Here is a 16113-nt window from a genome sequence, read left to right as displayed (position 1 = left end):
ACTTTCTTTTTTATTTATGCGCAAACAGTCATCTGGACAAGATTTCTGCCTTCGGAGAATACCTGCTGGTAAATATCGGTACATCTTTGAAATTTATGAAAAAGCTGTACTTTTGCTTTTTCATCACAGTACACTTTCCACATACCGCAGCATTTACAATTCTTACCGCCATTTTCTATAAATCCTTTGACATCTTCTAATGGATATCCTAAGAAGATCCCGATCTCATGCGGAAAACAGTCAAAATCTTTTAACCGATCCCGCAGGTGGCTGATGCAGCTTTCCACATCAAACTGACCGTAACCATAAGTTATCAACAATTCTTTGGCTTTTGGATCTGATAATTCTCTTTGTAAATGGCTGGCACGATATGCATATATCAGAATGGAATTTTCTTTGTAATGCAATGCCTCTACATATACGCCTCTGCTGTTTAACAGGCGGTTGACCGCAGCAATTTCCCTCTCTGCGGTTTTCCTGTCCGTATAAAAATAGCGGAACAGATTTGCACTTTTCAATCCTGCAAGTGTCGGTGCACAATGTCCGATCAACTCATTTTCCAAGTTCTTACCATTCATATCTGCCTTCTCCGAAAATTTATTTATGATGAAACGATACGCAAATTGTTTTCACTGCTATGCAGTTTCCACAATTCTATGACTTACACTGATGCTAATGCTTTTCCGAGTGCCTCACACTCTGCAAGTGCTACATCATCCGGTGTTTCATTACAGATCAAACCTTCTCCGTTTAATACAGCAGCACCACAGCCATTCATACGGTCTGTCCAGTCACGCATCCACTGTCCGTCACCCCAGCCATAGGAACCAAATAATGCGATCGTTTTGCCTGCTGCAAAACCTTCTACTTCACTGACAAACGGTTCCATTTCGCCTTCTTCTAATACTTCTGCTCCCATTGCAGGGCATCCTAAGGCAAAACATTTTGCAGCTTTTAATTCATCGATAGATGCATCTGATACATATACTACTTCTGCTTCTTTTCCTGCATCTGTGATTCCTTTTCCGACAGCCTCTGCCATTGCCTGTGTATTTCCTGACTGTGACCAGTAAACAACATAAATTTTATCCATGATCTTCCTCCTTTATGCAGTTAGTCTTATTTATTTTTGATTAGTCTTGTCTAACTGTAAGGTAAGAATATCACTTTTTATTCTTGAATACAATACTCTTTGTAGAGAGTGTTTCTCAATAAAATTTGTGTTTCCTACATAGGATTCGGGTGTCAAAAGGTGGCTTCAAGTTTTTTGATTGGCAGATTGCACAAAGCCGAGTCTGTTTTGTGCAATTTGCTAACCACTAAGTTGTGAACCACCTTTTAACACCCGAATCCTAAATAGTCCTCTTTTGAAAAGCGGTGATAGATCGTATGCCCCATTTCCATCCGGATGCAGTAGTACCACGCATCCGGTGTTTCATCCGGGAAATATAAAACATAATCAAAATCCATTCCTTCTTCCATCTTCTTGCAGATATAATTTGGATTGAATTTTTCAAATGCTCTGCAGATTTCTTCGATCGTCAGGTGATGATTCTCTCCAAATAACTGTATGATGCTCACCAAAAACGGTGGATCTTTGACATACTGATGCACATATTCTGCACCCTGCGGCAGTATACAGACTTCCACCCGGTTTCCCTTGCAGGAAGAAAACTGCATTTCACCAAGCATTGTATCTTTTAAACTGCTTTCCTTTTGCAGCTGCTCTGCTAATACGTCTGCGGATTCTTCTGGTATCTGTAACAGCAGGGATAATGATGCCGCCGGAAAATATAACCGGATCACTTCTTTGACATATCCGAGTTTTATCTGTGCTTCTTTGATCTGTTCTATGATATTTTCTATCAATCTGTCTGTGTCCATACTTCTGTCATTACTTTACAGTAACTATGATCTGTGCTTTTTTACTGCCTGATTTCACAGTCACTTTTGTTTTTCCTTTCTTTAAGGCTTTCTCGTAATGAAGTTCCTGATTCTCATCATCTTTATTACCATCATTCTTCTGTTAAAGCGGTTTTCGATACCTAGATCACTGCCTCTTTATCTTCTAATTCCATACATCCACGCATCGTGATCAGCGGCCCGCCTTTTCCTTCTATATAGTCCTTTGTTATTGTTACCATACCGATATTATCATCTTTTGGTATTTCATACATGATATCTAACATGAAGTCTTCGATGATCGCCCGGAGTGCACGCGCTCCGACTTTCTTCTCTTTTGCTTTTGCTGCGATCGCATGAAGTGCATCGTCTTCAAATACCAGCTTTACTTCATCCATTGCAAGCAGCTTCTGGTACTGCTTTACGATCGCACTCTTTGGCTCTGTTAAGATCCGCACCAGCATGTCCTCTGTTAATGCTTCTAAGGAAAACAGGATCGGCAGTCGTCCTAAGAACTCCGGTATCATACCGTACTTACGGACATCTTCTACTAAAACTTTGGTCAAAAGATTTTCTTCTTTATCATATTTATCTTTTAAATCCGCCTTAAATCCTATGGACGCTTCTTTATTCAGACGTTCTTTGATGATCTCCTCTAAATCCGGAAATGCTCCGCCACAGATAAATAAGATATTTCTGGTATTGACTGTCATCATCGGCACCATGGCATTTTTACTGCTTGCACCAACCGGCACTTCTACTTCTGCACCCTCTAACATTTTTAACATTCCCTGCTGTACAGATTCTCCACTGACATCTCTCTGGTTCGTGTTCTTTTTCTTTGCGATCTTATCGATCTCATCAATAAAAATGATGCCATGCTCTGCACGTTCCACATCGTTATCTGCCGCTGCTAACAGTTTGCTGACAACGCTTTCGATATCATCGCCGATATAACCTGCCTCTGTCAAAGAGGTTGCATCTGTGATCGCAAGCGGCACATCTAATAATTTTGCCAATGTCTTTACCATGTAAGTCTTACCGGAACCTGTCGGCCCGATCATCAGCATATTTGATTTTTCGATCTCAATGCCATCATCTGTATCTGCTGCCACTCTTTTATAATGGTTATACACAGCTACAGACATAACTTTCTTCGCATGTTCCTGTCCAACGATATATTCATCTAAACTGGCTTTGATCTTATGTGGTGCCGGAATGGATTTGATGTCGAGCATCGGTTTTTTCTGCTCTGATTTCTTCTTTTTCTTGATCTTCTGCTGGTTTGGCATAAATCCCTGCAGATCGGACAGATTGATCATACTGATATTTGGCATCTTGCCGTTATTGTTTAAATTGTTCAGGTTACTCATATTCATCATATCGTCCATGGATATTCCTGAATAATTCATCGTATCAAATGTTTTCTGCATACAATCTGCACAGATACAGATTCCTCCCGGAATCTTGATCATTTTTCCTGCTACCCGCTCTGGTCTGTGGCAGATGTAACAGATCTGTTCATATTCGTCTTTATCGTCATGATCGGAAGTGTCTGCTGTTTCTGCTGTTGTTTCTTCCTGCGTTGGTTCTACTTCATAAAAATCCTGTTCAGACATATTGTATTCTGCTCCTTACTTATGTATCGTATTTTTTCTTTAGAGTATAAATCATCTGGGCGAGAATCTCAATGCTTGATTTTTTGTTGAGTGGTTTAAACGGATAGTAGTGAGCCTGTGTAGGGTGGGTTGTGAAAAACTGCCATACTGCCCCTAGCCTGCGGTTTCCTTGACCAGACTTTTGTGTGCGTCTTAGCTGGTGCATGACATAAGCGCGCAAAAGCTGTCCCACTGTCTGAGCTCACAAATGTAACACCCCCTCTACCTGTCAGGCGAGTTTGGGACAGCTTTTGAAATAAACGCTTATGCCATGCACCTGCTTAGATGCACTAAAAAGCTGGGCAGGAAACCGCAGGCTGGTAAGGGGACACTCGGACAGTTTGTCGCCCCATGATTAGCACAGGCTTCAATACCTTAACCCTACCATCAATTCCGCACTTCTACTCCTTCTCAAAGATCAATATCTTCTGCGTCACCTTACTGATATACGGCACCCACGCAAACAACTTCAAAAGCGAAAACAACTGCATCAAATAATTACAGCACCCAGACAATAGCTGTCCAGATGCTGTGTATACTTCATTATTTTTTTGCCTTCGGCGCATAGTCCTTCATTCCACTGACTGCACCACCCGATACAGCCCACAGATATAAACTTGCCACACTACAATACGGAGAAAAACGCCGGCGGTATTTTTCAAATAATTTTTTATTGATCTTTCTGTGATGATATACCATCCGAAGCCCTCTTTGGATGGCAAGATCATCATAACTGAAGATATCCGGCCGCTGCATACAAAACAGTAAGATCATTTCTGCTGTCCATACGCCGATACCTTTTAAGGAACTTAATTCCCGTATGGCTTCTTCATCTGATTTTTCCCAGATGCCACAGAGGTCAAACTGACCACCTTGCACTTTCGCTGCAAGATCTGTAATATAGCCTGCTTTCCGGTAAGATATTCCAAGGGACTGTAACTTATCCTCTCCTGCTTCTAAGATATGCTCTGCATCTACCACGCCCAATGCATCCCGCATCCTTTGCCATATCGTTGCCTGTGCCTTTGTGGAGATCTGCTGTCCGATGATATGGTGCACGATCGAGGAAAACAGATCACTGTCTGTTTCCCTGTCGATATGACCGATCTGATCGATGATCTCACCGAACACTTTATCCTTTTGTTTTAAATAATCCGTTTCTACACTGCCATATTGAAAATACATTTCTGTTACCTGCTTAACAATTCCCTTAAGATCTCATTGACCATTGCAGGATTTGCCTTGCCTTTCATGGCTTTCATCGTCTGTCCAACTAAAAATCCCATCGCTTTTTCTTTTCCGTTATGGAAATCTTCTACGGATTTCGGATTGTCATTGACGATCTTCTCAATCGTTTCTCTTAAGGCTCCGGCATCATTGACGGTCTTTAACCCTTTTTCTTCTACATACTGTTTTGGATCGATATCTTCATCGAAGATGATCTCAAATACTTCTTTTGCCACAGAGCTGTTGATCGTTCCTTCATCGACAAGTCCGATCAGATCTGCTAAATGCACCGGTGAAAAACGGATATCTTCCGGTTCCATATTTTTCTCTTTTAACAGACGCATGGTTTCACCCATCAGCCAGTTTGAAACCTTTTTCGGCTTGCCACAGATCTCTGTTGTTGCTTCAAAGATATCTGCTAATTTCTTTGTACCGGTTAAGATTTCTGCATCATATGCAGGCAGTTCAAACTCGCTCTGGTAACGTGCTAATTTCTCTGTCCGAAGTTCCGGCTGTGCTGCTTTTACACGCTCGATCCACTCATCACTGATATGTACCGGAACGAGGTCCGGATCTGGGAAATAACGGTAATCCTGTGCATCTTCTTTCGAACGCATCGCATAGGAATATTCTTTGGTATCGTCCCACCGTCTGGTTTCCTGAATGACTTTTTCGCCTGCTTCGATCAGATCGATCTGTCTGTTTTTCTCATTTTCAATCGCTCTTGCGATCGCTTTGAAGGAATTTAAGTTTTTCATTTCCGTACGTGTACCAAATGTTGTACTTCCTGCTTCACGCACGGACAAATTGACATCTGCACGCATCGAACCTTCCTGTAATTTACAGTCAGATGCTCCTAAATACTGTATGATCAGACGCAGCTTATCTAAGTATGCAATTACTTCTTCTGCGGAACGCATATCCGGTTCGGATACGATCTCTATTAACGGTACACCGGATCGGTTAAAATCTACGATAGAACAGTCTTCCCATTCATCGTGTACTAATTTTCCGGCATCTTCTTCCATATGGATCTCATGGATACCGATAAATTTCTTATTGCCATCTTCTGTTTCGATCTCTACTTTTCCATTCCGGCAGATCGGCAGATATAACTGTGATATCTGGTAATTCTGTGGATTGTCAGGGTAGAAATAATTCTTTCTGTCAAACTTGCAGTCCTTTGTAATATCACAGTTTGTTGCAAGTCCTACTGCCATTGCATATTCGACTACCTGCTTATTGAGTACCGGAAGGGAACCCGGCATTCCTGTGCAGACCGGACAGGTATGGCTGTTTGGTGCTCCTCCAAAAGCGGTAGAGCAGCCACAGAAAATCTTTGTCTTTGTTGCCAGTTCTACATGAACTTCCAAACCAATGACGGTTTCATATTCTTTACTCATCGTTACCTCCTGTCTGCTCCATTAAGCCTCTGTACATGCACTCAACGGACTGTGTTGATACGGTCTTGTCTGTTCAAATGCATATGCCATCTGTATGATCTTCTTTTCGTTAAAACAGTCACCGATCAACTGTAAACCGATCGGCAGTCCTTTTTTATCAATACCACATGGTAAAGAAATACCCGGAAGTCCTGCAAGATTGACAGAGATCGTATAAATATCTCCTAAATACATCTTCATCGGATCATCTAAACTACTGCCAAGAAGCGGTGCGGTCGACGGTGCTGCCGGCCCTAAGATCACATCATATTTTGCAAATGCCTTGTCAAATTCCTGCTTGATCATCGCTTTTGTACGAAGTGCCTTTAAATAATATGCATCATAATAACCGGAACTTAAAACGAAGGAACCTAACATGATACGGCGTTTTACTTCTGCACCAAATCCTTCGGAACGTGTCTTTTTATACATATTATGAAGTCCTTCATAGTCTGCGGTACGATAGCCATATTTGACACCATCAAAACGTGCAAGGTTTGAACTTGCCTCTGCACAGGCGATAACATAATATGCCGGAATCGCATAATCGACAAGTCCAAGATCAAACTCCTCGACAATGGCTCCTTTTTCTTCTAAGACTTTTGCTGCATGTAATACAGCTTCTTTGACTTCTTCATCTAAGCCTTCTTTAAAATAATCTTTTGGAATACCGATCTTCATGCCTTTGACATCATCTACTAATGCCGAAGTGAAATCTAAATCTTTCCGGTTGATCGATGTGGAATCCTTCTTATCATAAGAAGAAATCGCTTCAAGAATCGCTGCACAGTCTGTCACATCTTTTGCGACCGGTCCGATCTGGTCTAACGAAGAACCATATGCGATCAGACCATAACGGGAAACTGTACCATAAGTCGGCTTAATACCTGTTACTCCGCAAAAAGAACTCGGCTGGCGGATTGAACCACCGGTATCAGAACCTAATGCGTAAAAACATTCTTCTGCTGCAACTGCTGCACAGGAACCGCCGGAAGAGCCTCCCGGAACATGGTTTTCATTCCATGGATTTTTGGTTGCTCCATAATAAGAAGTTTCGGTTGTACTTCCCATTGCAAATTCATCCATGTTTGTCTTGCCGATGATGACTGCTCCGGCTTTCTCTAAATTTAAGACTGCTTCTGCAGTATAAGTCGGGATAAAATTCTCTAAGATCTTAGAACTGCAAGTCGTAAGCATTCCTTTTGTACACATATTGTCTTTGATTGCTACCGGAACGCCGGCTAATACATTGGTCAGTATTCCCTGCTCAATCTGCTTTTGCACTTCGCCTGCCCGTTTTAAAACAGCTTCTTCCTCTGCTACGGTCACAAACGCATGAACCTTATCTTCTTTTGCCCTGATGGCATCTAATGCTGCCTGCGCTGCTTCTACTGCTGTAATTTCTTTTGCCTGTATTTTTTTTCCTAATGCTACTGCGCTTTCACTTGTCAAACTCATGCCATCCTCCTATCCGATTGTCTTTGGAACGACAAATCCATTGTCTTTTCTGACCGGTGCATTCGCTAAGGTGTCTTCACTTTCATCACCATTTGTCACGACATCTTCACGAAATACATTGCCGACCGGAAAAATATGTGACATCGGCTCTACGGCAGAAGTGTCTAACTCATTTAACTTATCAATATAGTCTAACATCTCGCCCATATCTTTTTTTGCACGTTCCCTTTCCTCGCCGGAAAGCTCAAGCTTTGCTAAAATTCCTACATATTCAATGGTTTCATCTGAAATCACGTTTGCCATAAGAACCTCCTCTAATCTCTGACTTTGATATGAACTTCTCTTAACTGCTGTTCTGTTACGGTACTTGGTGCTCCACACATTAAATCTTCTGCATTTCCGTTCATTGGATATGCAATGACTTCACGGATATTGTCTTCTCCACGCAACAGCATGATCATACGGTCAACGCCCGGTGCCATACCTGCGTGTGGCGGTGCTCCATACTGGAATGCGTTATATAATGCTCCGAATTTTTCTTTTAATACCTCTTCATCATAACCTGCGATCTCAAATGCTTTTACCATGATCTGCATATCGTGGTTACGGACAGCACCGGAAGATAATTCCACACCGTTGCATACAATATCATACTGATATGCTAAGATATCCAGCGGATCTTTATTTTCTAATGCTTCTAAACCGCCCTGCGGCATCGAAAACGGGTTATGTGTAAATCCGATCTTTTTCGTATCAGGATCTTTTTCAAACATCGGGAAATCATTTACATAGCAGAAACGGTATGCATTTTTCTCGATCAGGTCTAATTTTTCTCCTAATTCGGTACGGATCATTCCTGCGTAATAAGCTGCCCGTTCTTCTTTGTCTGCCATAAAGAAGATCGTATCGCCAACTCCTGATCCGGTTAAAGTACGGAACTCCTCTTTTAACTCGTCCGGAATAAATTTATCGATCGGGCCCTTATAAGAACCATCTTCTAATACTTCTAAATAACCAAGTCCACCCATGCCGATCCCGGTTGCAAATTTTAAAAGTTTTTCATGGAATCCTTTCGACATGTCTGCATGGACGCGGATCGCACGGACAGTTCTTCCGATAAATGGTTTAAATGTACATTTCTGGAAAAACTCTGTCACATCCATGATCCGAAGCGGGTTTCTAAGATCCGGCTTGTCTGTACCAAATTCTAACATTGCCTGTTTGTAGCTGATGATCGGATATGGTGCTTTGGTAACTTCATATCCTTCCGGTGCAAACTTTTCAAATGCGGCTGTTAAAACTTCTTCACCGACTGCAAAAACTTCTTCCTGTGTTGCAAAACTCATTTCAAAATCTAACTGGTAAAATTCTCCCGGCGAACGGTCTGCTCTTGCATCCTCATCTCGAAAACATGGAGCGATCTGGAAATACTTATCAAATCCTGATACCATAAGTAACTGTTTGTACTGCTGCGGTGCCTGTGGCAATGCATAAAACTTACCTTTGAATTTTCTGGAAGGTACGATATAATCTCTTGCTCCTTCCGGTGATGATGCACAAAGGATCGGTGTCTGGATCTCTAAAAATCCCATCTCTGTCATCTTCTGCCTTAAGAATGAGATCACCTTGGAACGGAAGATAATATTGTCTTTGACTTTCTGGTTACGCAGATCTAAATAACGGTATTTCAAACGGACATCTTCTCTGACTTCCTTGCTCGTCTGGATCTCAAATGGAAGGTTCTTATATACTTCTCCTAAAATATCGATCTCATGTGCTTCTAATTCGATCGTTCCTGTCGGGATCTTTGGATTGTAGGTTTCTTCATCTCTTTTTTCTACAATACCTTTGATCGAAACTGCCTGCTCTTTACGGATTCCTTTTAACAGACTGCTATCTCTGATCACGACCTGCATCACCGCATACATATCTCTTAAATCAATAAAAGACACACCGCCATGGTCACGGATATTTTCTACCCAGCCTGCAATCCTTAATTCCTTGTCAATGTCTGCTTCTGTCACATGCTCTAATGTGACATCTCTGTAAATGTTGCTCATAGTCATTCTCCTTTCATGATCGATTCCGGGAAATGTATGTGCAACTGCATATAAAAAGCCCCGGAATACTTAAACTTGTATTCCGGGGCGAATAATCTGATATTATCCGCGGTACCACCCGCATTGAAAGATGTAAAACTTCTGACATCTTCCCACTCTTTGTACTTAACGCGCACAACGTACTGACCTACTGAAAAATATATCATTTATCACATTTCTCACATTCAACCAGTCTGCTCGAGAGTGTTCCCACTACCTTCTCTTCTAAATGACGCTCTCAGTCGGTGACGTCATATTCCTGTCAGCCTCTAAAGATAGGAGTCTCTTTCATCGCTTTACTTTTTTTGTTGATAAAGTTATAGCACAACTTTTTTTTCATTGCAAGATTATTTCTGTTTTTTTTCAAAAAATAATACTTTTGGGTTATTTCATGTACTCTCTACATACCGTTTCTACCTGGTCTCTGATATCCCGCACTTTATCGAAATTCATATCTGCATATTTCACAGTTTTTAATTCCGAAGTTTGCAAATTCTTCATTCTCCATATTGTGAAAATAAGAATGTACGATACGTGAAATGCCATTATGTGCTACTAACAGATATGTTTTATCCTCTGCTTCTTTCGCAAGTTCATCTAATAGATCATAGATCCTCTGTGCTAAATGAAGCATTGTTTCCCCGCCGTCAAAATCATAGATAAAATGTGCTTTCATCTCTGCAAATTCTGCCCCATCACGCGGTGTAGATTCGTATTTTCCAAAATTCTGTTCCTTTAGACGCAGTTCTTCCCTCATTGGAATACCAGTGACCTTTGAGATATATTCTGCGGTCTTTGCCGCCCTTATCAACGGGGAATATAAGATCTCATCGATCTTAATTTTTTCATCTAAAATCTTCTGTCCTAGCTCCTCTGCCTGTCTGTATCCAAGTTCGGTCAATGCAATATCGGTTGCCCCGCAGATCTTATTTTCCACATTCCAGATTGTCTGCCCATGCCTTGTAAAATAAAGATATCCCATCTTTCTCCTCTTTTCTGTTCTTAATGCTCATTACCTCAGCCAGACATGCAGCAGTTCATATAAAACAAATGCTGCCACACCAAAACTACAGATACCTACCACCTTATTACGATTCCATGACAGCAGTCCCTGCAGGATCATCTCGATACAAAGTAATGGCATGATCAGATAGACCGCCTGCTCAAAAAATCCTATCAACTGCAAAACAGCAAGCACCACGATGAGAACGTCACCGATAATGGCTGCTGTATGTAAGATTCTGCTATATTTTTCCATGTTATTATCCTCTTTTTACGGTCTTTTTATCTAAAATGGTACTGCACTTACTTATGTCTGCATTTTTAGTGTACCTGTTTATTTTACTTCACAAGGGCTATTGCGTCAACCTGCCAGTGCATCAACAAATTTCCGATAGATCACATCTGCTAAAACTTTGTGTGATTCTTTACTTAAATGCTCCCTGTCTGCTTCACTTGGACTGACATAATCGGACGCTGCAAGGAAATCACACTGATGTTTCTTTGCGATTTTTTCATAAACACTTTTTAACCGTTTAGATGTTTCCACGGATTGTTCGTTAAATTCCGGATCATATCCGTCTTCCCATACTTTATCCCCTAACCAGATCGGTGAGATCAGTAATACTTTGATCTTACGGTCTGCACTTTCGATCTGACAGAGCAGTTTTTCAATCCCTTTGCCGATCACTTCTGCTGATGCTCCGTATACTGTTTTACAATCGTTTGTTCCAAGCATCAGGATCACATGCTCTACCGGATTATGGCTTTCTAATAATACCGGAAGTAAATCCGCTCCACGCCTTCCGATGCGCAGTTCATCTTCAAATACGGTTGTTCTGCCGACTAAACCTTCTTCTATGATGCGGTAGCCCTCTTTTTCTAATTTCTTTGAAAGGATACCGCTCCAGCGTTCCTCAAACTCATATCTTCCTTTTGTTTCCGGTATATATCCATAGGTATTTGAATCTCCAAAGCATAATATCTGTTTCATCTGACTCCTCCAAAATTTGATGATCTGTTTCTTTTTGATGTCAAGGATATTATAGCTTGAAATCATGGGGAAGTGTTAATACTTAAAATTGTTGTTTGGTGATAGGTTTTAGCTATAACAGCATATTTCCACACCAACGAAAAACACCCCTAGCATTCTGCCGGGGGTGTTTTTCGTTGATGTATATACTACTAAGGGGATTAGATAATTACGAATCTAACCACGATTAGATCCGTACATGTTAATGAAGTTCTCTTGTCATAAAATCCGGATATCCTGACTCTAAACCATGTTCTGTAGAATCCAAACCTTCGATTTCTTCTTCTGCTGATACACGAAGTCCGATTGTTTTCTTTAAAATTGTAAATACGATAAACATTGTGATTGCAACCCATGCTATGATACATGCAAGTCCGAGTAACTGGATCAGTAAATGATGAACTCCTCCACCATAGAATAAACCATCGTTATAATCGAAAAATCCTACTGCGATCGTTCCAAAGATACCACAGGCACCATGTACAGATACCGCACCAACGGGATCGTCAACTTTTAATTTATCTTCTACAAAATATACAGATGCAGTACAAAGAACACCTGCGATTGCACCAATGATAAATGCACCGACTGCATCTACATTTGCACAGCCTGCTGTAATTGCTACAAGTCCTGCTAAGGAACCATTTAAGGACATGGAAACATCCGGTTTTCCATTACGGATCCATGTATAGATCATTGCACTACAGGTTGCTACTGCAGGAGCAATCGTTGTTGTTGCAAAGATCTGTGATAACTGTAATGTATCTGTTGCTGCTGCTCCGTTAAATCCATACCAGCCAAACCAGAGGATAAATACTCCTAATGCACCGATCAACAGGTTATGTCCAAGGATTGGTTTTGATTTTCCGTCTTTATCATATTTTCCAATACGAGGTCCTAACATTGCTGCTCCGATCAATGCGGTCACACCACCAACGGTATGGATACATGCGGAACCGGCAAAATCTGTAAATCCAATATCTGTCAGCCATGGAGTTGCTCCCCATACCCAGTGTGCTTCAACCGGATAAACGACAAGGCTGATCACAAAACTGTATACACAATAAGTAATGAATTTTGTACGCTCTGCCATGGCACCTGATACGATCGTTGCTGCTGTTGCACAGAATACTAAGTTAAATACAAAATTTGACCAGTCTGTTGTGGCGAAATTTGCAAATGGGTTTAATCCCCATCCTACAAATGTGCCTTCTCCACATAAAAGATTATATCCTAACAGATAAAAGGCAACTGTACCGATACAAAAATCCATTAAGTTTTTCATCGTAATATTACCGACGTTTTTTGATCTGGTAAAACCAGCCTCTACCATCGCAAATCCACATTGCATAAAAAATACTAACGCTGCGCCCATTAAGAACCATACACTCATATCCATAATCTTTTCCTCCTTATCAAACGCAGATCATCCACTGAAAAATAAAAAAGGAGATAATGCCTGCATTCCCTGCTGACTATTATCTCCTTTGATAATCTGCTGTTTCATATTCTTTTTTCATAAGTTCTCCTCAATGTATTACAAAGCTTCTTCTCCGTGTTCACCTGTACGGATACGAACTGCATCTTCTACATCATAAACGAAAATTTTTCCATCACCAAAATTACCTGTATTGATCTCATCTACGATCTTGTCGATCAGACCCGGTGCAATACTGTCAGTAACTACTGTTTCTACCTTGATCTTCGGTAAAAGTGTTACATTATAAGATGCACCACGATAGGTTTTTATAACACCCTTCTGGTTACCATAACCCATACTGTTTACGATATTTAAACCACTGACTTCACAAGTTGATAATACTTCTTTTAAATCTTCTAACTTTTCCGGTTTGATAATGATCTCTAATTTTTTCATAGGACTTCCTCCTCTTTTTTCTTTTCCAGCCGGTTTCCCCCGGAATGGGAAAACCAGCCAGATGGTAACTATTCCAGTACTTTCATAGTTACAATAAATCTATTTATACTTCAAATAACAGATCTCCATAAGATGGCATTGGCCATACATCTTTGTCGACAATCATCTCTAACTTGTCTACCGGAGCTCTTAATGCAGACATTGCTGTCATTACTTCATCTCTGTAGAACGCTGCCTGATCTCTGCCTTCTTCCATAGCTGCCCCCTTCTCTGTTACTTCCTCTAACTTAGAAAGGGCAACTTTTGTTTCAGAAAGTAAATCGGATACTTCTGTCAATAATTCTGTCTGTACACTGACATCTGCATCGCAGGCTGCTTTTACAGCAGAGATAGATGTTGCAAGTGTTGTTGTATATTTGATGATCGCAGGAATGATCTGTTTGCCTGCAATATCGATCATAGTCTTTGCTTCGATGTTGATCTCTTTTGCATAAGTTTCATACTCGATCTCTACACGGGAATCTAACTCTGCTTTTGTAAATACACCGAATTTTTCAAATAATTTCACAGCTTTTTCTGTATTTAATGCAGGGATTGCATCTACCATGGAGCGGATATTTGGCAATCCACGTCTGCCGGCTTCTTCTACCCATGCATCGGAATATCCGTTTCCATTGAATACGATCCTCTGATGCTCTGTTGCATATTTTTTGATCAGATCATGTACTGCAAGATCAAAGTCATCTGCTTTCTCTAAGATATCACATGCTTCTGAAAATGCTTCTGCAACGATCGTATTTAATACAACGTTTGGCTGTGCAATGGAATCCTGGGAACCAACCATACGGAACTCAAATTTGTTTCCTGTAAAAGCGAATGGTGATGTTCTGTTACGGTCTGTAGCATCTTTCATAAAGTCCGGAAGTGTCTTAACACCAGTTTCTAACATACTTCCCTTGATGCTGTGTGTTGCTTCACCAGTGCTGATAAGCTGCGTTAATACATCCTCTAACTGTTCTCCTAAGAATACGGAAATGATTGCCGGTGGTGCCTCATTTGCTCCTAATCTGTGATCGTTTCCGACATCTGCTGCGGATTCACGAAGCAGATCTGCATGGATATCTACTGCTTTTAAGATACAGGTCAGTACTAATAAGAACTGTACGTTCTCATGTGGTGTTACACCCGGATCTAATAAGTTGATGCCATCATCAGTTGTGATAGACCAGTTATTATGTTTACCGGAACCATTGACACCTGCGAATGGTTTTTCATGTAACAGACACTGTAAACCATGTCTTCCTGCTACTTTCTTTAAGGTTTCCATGATCAACTGGTTATGGTCAACTGCAACGTTTGCAGATGCATAGATCGGTGCCAACTCATGCTGTGCCGGAGCAACCTCATTATGCTGTGTCTTTGCAGATACGCCTAATTTCCAGAGTTCTTTATTGACAGCCTTCATGTATGCTGCAATTCTCTCGCGGATCGTTCCAAAATAATGGTCGTCCATCTCCTGGCCTTTTGGAGGCATTGCACCAAATAAAGTACGTCCTGTAAAGATCAGGTCTTTTCTCTTTAAATATTTATCTCTGTCTACGATAAAGTATTCCTGCTCTGGTCCAACAGATGCAGTTACTCGTCTGGATGTTGTATTGCCAAATAAACGGATCAGACGAAGTGCCTGATCATTGACAGCTTCCATAGAACGAAGAAGCGGTGTCTTCTGGTCTAATGCTTCTCCTGTGTAAGAACAAAAGGCTGTTGGAATACAAAGAGTAGCACCTGCTGCATCCTGTCTTACGAATGCCGGGGAAGTACAATCCCATGCTGTATATCCTCTTGCTTCAAATGTTGCTCTTAAACCACCTGATGGGAAAGAAGATGCATCCGGCTCACCTTTGATCAGTTCTTTTCCTGAAAAACTCATCAGAACTTTTCCGTTTTCCATTGGTGCTGTAATAAAGGAATCATGTTTCTCTGCTGTTACACCAGTCAATGGCTGAAACCAGTGTGTATAATGGGTAGCTCCTTTTTCGATTGCCCATTCTTTCATTTCATGTGCGATCACATCTGCTGTTGCAAGATCTAATTCCTTACCGTCACGAATGGTCTGTTTTAATTTCTGATAAACTTTCTTCGGTAATCTTTCCTGCATAACGGAGTCATTAAATACATTTTCTCCGAAAATATCAGCAACGTTAAAATATTCTGTACAATTCTCCATATCAATACTTCCTTTCTGTTCATTATGTAATCCCCTTGGATTAGTTAGCTACTTATAACGAAGTATGTCATTCTACTAAAAAAGGGTATTCCAGCTAGTGGAACACCCTTGTTCGTCTGTCACATTCGTTTTTACTTGCTATTAAGATACCTCAAATAAGTAGAAAATGCAATAGAAAAATTATACAACATT

General features: G+C 40.9%; 15 protein-coding genes. All 15 read right to left on the bottom strand.

Annotated elements, in window-relative coordinates; genetic code table 11:
• Positions 1 to 14: 14 nt before the first annotated feature.
• Complete coding sequence (locus H8S17_RS02650; protein ID WP_186866106.1) at positions 15 to 578, bottom strand: DUF3793 family protein; 564 nt, start codon at positions 576 to 578, stop codon at positions 15 to 17.
• Between the two features lie 83 nt (positions 579 to 661).
• Positions 662 to 1093: a flavodoxin gene (locus tag H8S17_RS02645; protein WP_186866105.1), complete on the bottom strand. Its 432-nt coding sequence runs from the start codon at positions 1091 to 1093 to the stop codon at positions 662 to 664.
• 245 nt (positions 1094 to 1338) lie between these two features.
• Complete coding sequence (locus H8S17_RS02640; protein ID WP_186866104.1) at positions 1339 to 1884, bottom strand: DUF3877 family protein; 546 nt, start codon at positions 1882 to 1884, stop codon at positions 1339 to 1341.
• Positions 1885 to 2045: 161 nt separating this feature from the next.
• The gene (clpX, locus tag H8S17_RS02635; RefSeq protein ID WP_186866103.1) at positions 2046 to 3521 is read right to left on the bottom strand and encodes an ATP-dependent Clp protease ATP-binding subunit ClpX; all 1476 of its coding nucleotides are present in this window, start codon (positions 3519 to 3521) and stop codon (positions 2046 to 2048) included.
• A 582-nt stretch (positions 3522 to 4103) separates the two neighbouring features.
• Positions 4104 to 4745 carry a DNA-3-methyladenine glycosylase family protein gene (locus tag H8S17_RS02630; RefSeq protein WP_186866102.1) on the bottom strand — a complete coding sequence of 214 codons (642 nt, stop codon included), beginning with the start codon at positions 4743 to 4745 and terminating at the stop codon, positions 4104 to 4106.
• A gap of 5 nt (positions 4746 to 4750) precedes the next feature.
• The gene (gene gatB / locus H8S17_RS02625; RefSeq protein WP_186866101.1) at positions 4751 to 6190 is read right to left on the bottom strand and encodes an Asp-tRNA(Asn)/Glu-tRNA(Gln) amidotransferase subunit GatB; all 1440 of its coding nucleotides are present in this window, start codon (positions 6188 to 6190) and stop codon (positions 4751 to 4753) included.
• Positions 6191 to 6211: 21 nt separating this feature from the next.
• Positions 6212 to 7687, bottom strand: coding sequence for an Asp-tRNA(Asn)/Glu-tRNA(Gln) amidotransferase subunit GatA (gene gatA, locus H8S17_RS02620; RefSeq protein ID WP_186866100.1), 1476 nt, complete (start codon positions 7685 to 7687; stop codon positions 6212 to 6214).
• A 9-nt stretch (positions 7688 to 7696) separates the two neighbouring features.
• Positions 7697 to 7990, bottom strand: a complete 294-nt coding sequence (gene gatC / locus H8S17_RS02615) for an Asp-tRNA(Asn)/Glu-tRNA(Gln) amidotransferase subunit GatC (RefSeq protein WP_186866099.1) — start codon at positions 7988 to 7990, stop codon at positions 7697 to 7699.
• Between the two features lie 11 nt (positions 7991 to 8001).
• The gene (aspS, locus tag H8S17_RS02610) at positions 8002 to 9747 is read right to left on the bottom strand and encodes an aspartate--tRNA ligase (RefSeq protein WP_178050803.1); all 1746 of its coding nucleotides are present in this window, start codon (positions 9745 to 9747) and stop codon (positions 8002 to 8004) included.
• Between the two features lie 478 nt (positions 9748 to 10225).
• Positions 10226 to 10768, bottom strand: a complete 543-nt coding sequence (locus H8S17_RS02605) for a histidine phosphatase family protein (protein WP_186866098.1) — start codon at positions 10766 to 10768, stop codon at positions 10226 to 10228.
• Between the two features lie 30 nt (positions 10769 to 10798).
• Positions 10799 to 11044, bottom strand: coding sequence for a hypothetical protein (locus H8S17_RS02600; protein ID WP_186866097.1), 246 nt, complete (start codon positions 11042 to 11044; stop codon positions 10799 to 10801).
• A 105-nt stretch (positions 11045 to 11149) separates the two neighbouring features.
• Positions 11150 to 11779, bottom strand: coding sequence for a GDSL-type esterase/lipase family protein (locus H8S17_RS02595; RefSeq protein ID WP_186866096.1), 630 nt, complete (start codon positions 11777 to 11779; stop codon positions 11150 to 11152).
• 241 nt (positions 11780 to 12020) lie between these two features.
• A complete protein-coding gene (locus H8S17_RS02590) occupies positions 12021 to 13217 on the bottom strand; it encodes an ammonium transporter (RefSeq protein ID WP_186866095.1) in 1197 nt (398 codons plus the stop codon).
• Positions 13218 to 13355: 138 nt separating this feature from the next.
• Complete coding sequence (locus H8S17_RS02585) at positions 13356 to 13694, bottom strand: P-II family nitrogen regulator (RefSeq protein ID WP_178050798.1); 339 nt, start codon at positions 13692 to 13694, stop codon at positions 13356 to 13358.
• A 103-nt stretch (positions 13695 to 13797) separates the two neighbouring features.
• Positions 13798 to 15921, bottom strand: a complete 2124-nt coding sequence (locus tag H8S17_RS02580; RefSeq protein ID WP_186866094.1) for a glutamine synthetase III family protein — start codon at positions 15919 to 15921, stop codon at positions 13798 to 13800.
• Positions 15922 to 16113: the final 192 nt, after the last annotated feature.

Source organism: Roseburia zhanii, from assembly GCF_014287635.1.
GTDB classification, from domain to species: Bacteria; Bacillota; Clostridia; order Lachnospirales; family Lachnospiraceae; genus Roseburia_B; species Roseburia_B zhanii.
Note: the sequence above shows the minus strand (reverse complement) of the source record. Positions and strands in the feature narration are given on the sequence as shown.

Bases quoted from the DNA above. Each gene is read 5' to 3' on its own strand.
- H8S17_RS02585 (WP_178050798.1), bottom strand. From the start codon at position 13,694: ATGAAAAAATTAGAGATCATTATCAAACCGGAAAAGTTAGAAGATTTA.
- gatB (WP_186866101.1), bottom strand. From the start codon at position 6,190: ATGAGTAAAGAATATGAAACCGTCATTGGTTTGGAAGTTCATGTAGAA.
- H8S17_RS02630 (WP_186866102.1), bottom strand. From the start codon at position 4,745: ATGTATTTTCAATATGGCAGTGTAGAAACGGATTATTTAAAACAAAAG.
- aspS (WP_178050803.1), bottom strand. From the start codon at position 9,747: ATGAGCAACATTTACAGAGATGTCACATTAGAGCATGTGACAGAAGCA.
- H8S17_RS02650 (WP_186866106.1), bottom strand. From the start codon at position 578: ATGAATGGTAAGAACTTGGAAAATGAGTTGATCGGACATTGTGCACCG.
- gatC (WP_186866099.1), bottom strand. From the start codon at position 7,990: ATGGCAAACGTGATTTCAGATGAAACCATTGAATATGTAGGAATTTTA.
- H8S17_RS02645 (WP_186866105.1), bottom strand. From the start codon at position 1,093: ATGGATAAAATTTATGTTGTTTACTGGTCACAGTCAGGAAATACACAG.
- H8S17_RS02595 (WP_186866096.1), bottom strand. From the start codon at position 11,779: ATGAAACAGATATTATGCTTTGGAGATTCAAATACCTATGGATATATA.
- H8S17_RS02605 (WP_186866098.1), bottom strand. From the start codon at position 10,768: ATGGGATATCTTTATTTTACAAGGCATGGGCAGACAATCTGGAATGTG.
- H8S17_RS02600 (WP_186866097.1), bottom strand. From the start codon at position 11,044: ATGGAAAAATATAGCAGAATCTTACATACAGCAGCCATTATCGGTGAC.
- H8S17_RS02580 (WP_186866094.1), bottom strand. From the start codon at position 15,921: ATGGAGAATTGTACAGAATATTTTAACGTTGCTGATATTTTCGGAGAA.
- H8S17_RS02640 (WP_186866104.1), bottom strand. From the start codon at position 1,884: ATGGACACAGACAGATTGATAGAAAATATCATAGAACAGATCAAAGAA.
- clpX (WP_186866103.1), bottom strand. From the start codon at position 3,521: ATGTCTGAACAGGATTTTTATGAAGTAGAACCAACGCAGGAAGAAACA.
- gatA (WP_186866100.1), bottom strand. From the start codon at position 7,687: ATGAGTTTGACAAGTGAAAGCGCAGTAGCATTAGGAAAAAAAATACAG.
- H8S17_RS02590 (WP_186866095.1), bottom strand. From the start codon at position 13,217: ATGGATATGAGTGTATGGTTCTTAATGGGCGCAGCGTTAGTATTTTTT.